Raw genomic sequence first — 3,290 nt, 5'->3', positions numbered from 1 at the left:
GAGAGCCACACTTTAGAAACAAGTCCACGCAAGGGTGCAAAATTCGGCGCCACTTCATTGGCTACGCCCATGAAATCATCGTGGGTAATCCCTTCTAAGTTGAAGTTAACTACTTGGATTGTTCTTACTGCCATGGCTGGTTTCTCCTTTGGGGTTGATACGGTTGGGGAAGGGGCCGCGCAGGATTGAAATATCAATGCGCCGATACTAAATACAATTGCCATTGAACGTGCGGGTTTTTTGATGATGTTAAACATCACATTCTCCTTTTTGTTTGTTTATCCCCCGATGATACAGTGCAATATAGAATTTTTTTTAAAAAAAAATAGTATTTTGATTCGATATGTAGAGACGCATTGTCTCGATAAGTCGGGACGTCTCTACATTAATTATTTATGGGTACATTTTGGTCTAAAAACAATCCTTGATTCATGCCTGCAAAAAACTTCTGAAAAAATTCTAATTCATGAACACCACCAGTTGCCAAAATTTTTCCATCTTGTTCTACTTCACCACTGGCACTCACGCGGACATTGGTTTCTCCTTCGGATAATTCGGTCAAATTGATGGTCACTTTGTATCGATAAATTTTGGGTCCATCCGGGCCATTATCATTTCCATGATTATTTCCAAAAAGCGGTCTTGAATCATCATCGCCGCCACTATCACCAAAAATCATATCGGCAATAATGACAATGACAGCCACTGCGCCAATGGCGAGACATGCTTTTTGGCCAGCACTGAGTTCACCCTCTGGTTTTTCATTGGCCAACCCCGCCGTTGCATGTTCCGTAGTTCGGCTAGCTGTAATTAAACCAATATCTGAATTCAAAACAGCAATGGTATAATCCATGTCCTGCAGGGAATTAATGGCTGCTTTCAATACCATTTTTAAATCACCGGGAAATGCCCGCGTTTCCATGGCTCTGGCAATAGATGTAGTTGGTTTATCGGTTCGGGGCATTTGGGTACATCCCGAAATACCCATGACCAAATAAGCAATAAGTGACATGTAAAAGAATCGACCCGAATAGGTCTTAGGATGAATTATGCTTCTTAACATTTAAAAGGAGAGACTTTGGTAGGCATAATCCACCACACTTTTATTATCGTCAAATGTGATAACAACTGTGAGTGACTTAGAAGATGTGCTTGCGGATGATTTGCTTCCCGTTCCTGCACCAGTAAACCAACTGATGGGATTTATAATGCCAAAAAATGTCATTGATTTGGCTTCATTCTCTCGCGAAATGCGATCGTAAGTCCACGTTTCCCTTCCGTTTTTGTCTTTTGAAATAATATTGGGGGCACCCAATACTTTAGTGATTTCTGTCTGGTTGGCCCCTTTCACAACGCTGGATTGAACCAATCCAAGTGTAAGTTTATTGCTTTCTTGGGGAGGATTTGAACAGCCTGCCAAGAACAATGCACTCATTAAGATTATAATTTGTTTTTTCATGATGATTCTCCTTTTTGTCCTTAAATCATTTTAAAGAACGGAATGTTCCTTTTAAAGAATTAGATGTGATTTCTATCAAATGTTTGTCAAATTTATTTATAGTTGGTTTACTTTTAAGGAACCATAAATTGTTATAGAATTAGATGGATCCACTTCGTGGGTTTTCCAATTAATCTCTTTATACAGAATCGTCTTTTCAATTTGGAAAACTTTCAAACTTTTTTGGTAAATATATTGAGGGTCTTTCATGATATACGTTATTGCGCTGTTTTCATCTTCTTGGTAAACAATAAAAGCATAGGTATTACCAGAAATGGTGGTGGAAATAAAAAAGTTACAAATGGGAAAGTCCGGCAAGAATTTCAAGATTTCCTGATTGCTCGCTTGAATATAATCTTTACCCAAAACGGAACTTACTTTTAAGAAAGTTAAATCAGAAGATATGTTTCCTTCTACCAATATCGATCCTGTGAGGATAATTTCTATTTCTCTTTTATCTTCGCAGGAAGCAACAAAAAGGAAGATAATGATTAATGGATATAGTCTTCGGGACATGAGGAGTACCCTGAATTTAATTCATAACACCGATTTCACCAAAATCGCTATCAATTGGTTTGGCAATAATTTCCACTAAATCATTTTCCACATCCACATACCAGATCATACTCAACATAATGTATTCCCCTGTTTGACCGTTTTTCCAACGCTGGATAGTACTAAATCGAGTTTCTTTAATTCCCGTTGATTTCTGTAAAATTTCACGGTGACGTTGGGTACGTTCAAATTCATCAGGATGGATAAAATCTTCATCATATCGATGGCCCACCAAATTCTTTTCGTCGTAGCCCATGGCACGATTCCAGTCGCCACTTACATTTGTAATGATACCGTCGGATAATCGCCCGGCGATAAACAAGGAGCGGGCGTTGATTCTTTCTATTAAATCATCCTTATTTTTATTGGACTGAATATTTTGAATTGTACCCTTCAGTTGAGCAATCTCATTTTTTAAGCGAATATTTTCATTAATCAAATAATTGATTACAGTCTTTTTATCTTCCATTGTGGGGTCGATAGCAGGGGGAAGATCAAGACTTTGGATTTCAGTCTGAACTTTAAGAATATGCTTAGAGGGGATTTGCCCATTAGTAAACCATGTACTCAATGCTTGGGGTGTAACACCAAAATATTCCGCCACTTCATACTTGTGGCGAAACCCTTTATCGGTCATTACTTGGGAGATTATTTCTTGTACTGATTTCATAATTCTAAATAATACTTGAATTAAATTAACAAATACAGTAATATTATACAAGTATTATGAATTAAATGATAATCTATTAAAGGATATTAAATCAATTCACAAAGGAGAACCTATGAAGATACGATCAATATTTATTATTACAATTTTGCTTATTGGGGGATTATTTGCCCAGGGAAAAACATTTTTTCTCAAATCGGGGGATAAAGTTTCAGGCACACTTACAGCTGAAACAGATTCTACATTTACAGTAGAAACATCCTTTGGTTCCGTCACCATCAATAAAAAAGATATAAAGCAAGAAGAAGCCATTATTTATCTTAAATCGGGTGATAAGCTGAAAGGTGTCATTTTATCCGAGAGCGATGAAGGCATTAAAGTGAAAGCACAATTCGGCGAGGTTGACATACCGAAAGAAAAAATTGAACGGATAGATTTCAAAAGTATGGGTGCTGTGGCGCGGGGGTTCCAACGGCCGGGACAGACAGAAGAAGGACGTTGGTATTATGGTAAGGAACGCCTCATTGATATTTATTTTGACCCTACGGGATACACCGTTGGCGATAATGT

6 protein-coding genes are annotated in these 3,290 nt (G+C 37.7%); 1 reads left to right on the top strand and 5 read right to left on the bottom strand.

The window, feature by feature from the left end:
* From HN459_09930 to HN459_09910, 5 genes are all read right to left on the bottom strand, one after another.
* Window positions 1–257, bottom strand: a 257-nt coding sequence (locus HN459_09930; GenBank protein ID MBT3479759.1) for a hypothetical protein, incomplete at its 3' end; no start/stop codon positions are given.
* Window positions 258–385: 128 nt separating this feature from the next.
* The gene (locus HN459_09925) at window positions 386–1,063 is read right to left on the bottom strand and encodes a hypothetical protein (GenBank protein MBT3479758.1); all 678 of its coding nucleotides are present in this window, start codon (window positions 1,061–1,063) and stop codon (window positions 386–388) included.
* Window positions 1,064–1,459 (bottom strand): hypothetical protein, encoded by a 396-nt coding sequence (locus HN459_09920; protein ID MBT3479757.1) that lies wholly within the window; start codon window positions 1,457–1,459, stop codon window positions 1,064–1,066. It lies immediately after the preceding gene.
* A gap of 96 nt (window positions 1,460–1,555) precedes the next feature.
* Window positions 1,556–2,014, bottom strand: a complete 459-nt coding sequence (locus tag HN459_09915; GenBank protein MBT3479756.1) for a hypothetical protein — start codon at window positions 2,012–2,014, stop codon at window positions 1,556–1,558.
* A 16-nt stretch (window positions 2,015–2,030) separates the two neighbouring features.
* Window positions 2,031–2,723, bottom strand: coding sequence for a PAS domain S-box protein (locus HN459_09910; GenBank protein ID MBT3479755.1), 693 nt, complete (start codon window positions 2,721–2,723; stop codon window positions 2,031–2,033).
* A gap of 112 nt (window positions 2,724–2,835) precedes the next feature.
* Between HN459_09910 and HN459_09905 the strand changes: the two genes are divergently transcribed.
* Window positions 2,836–3,290: hypothetical protein (locus HN459_09905; GenBank protein MBT3479754.1), on the top strand; the 455-nt coding region annotated here is incomplete at its 3' end.

This window comes from Candidatus Neomarinimicrobiota bacterium, from assembly GCA_018647265.1.
In the GTDB taxonomy this organism is placed as follows: Bacteria; Fidelibacterota; Marinisomatia; order Marinisomatales; family TCS55; genus TCS55.
Note: the sequence above shows the minus strand (reverse complement) of the source record. Positions and strands in the feature narration are given on the sequence as shown.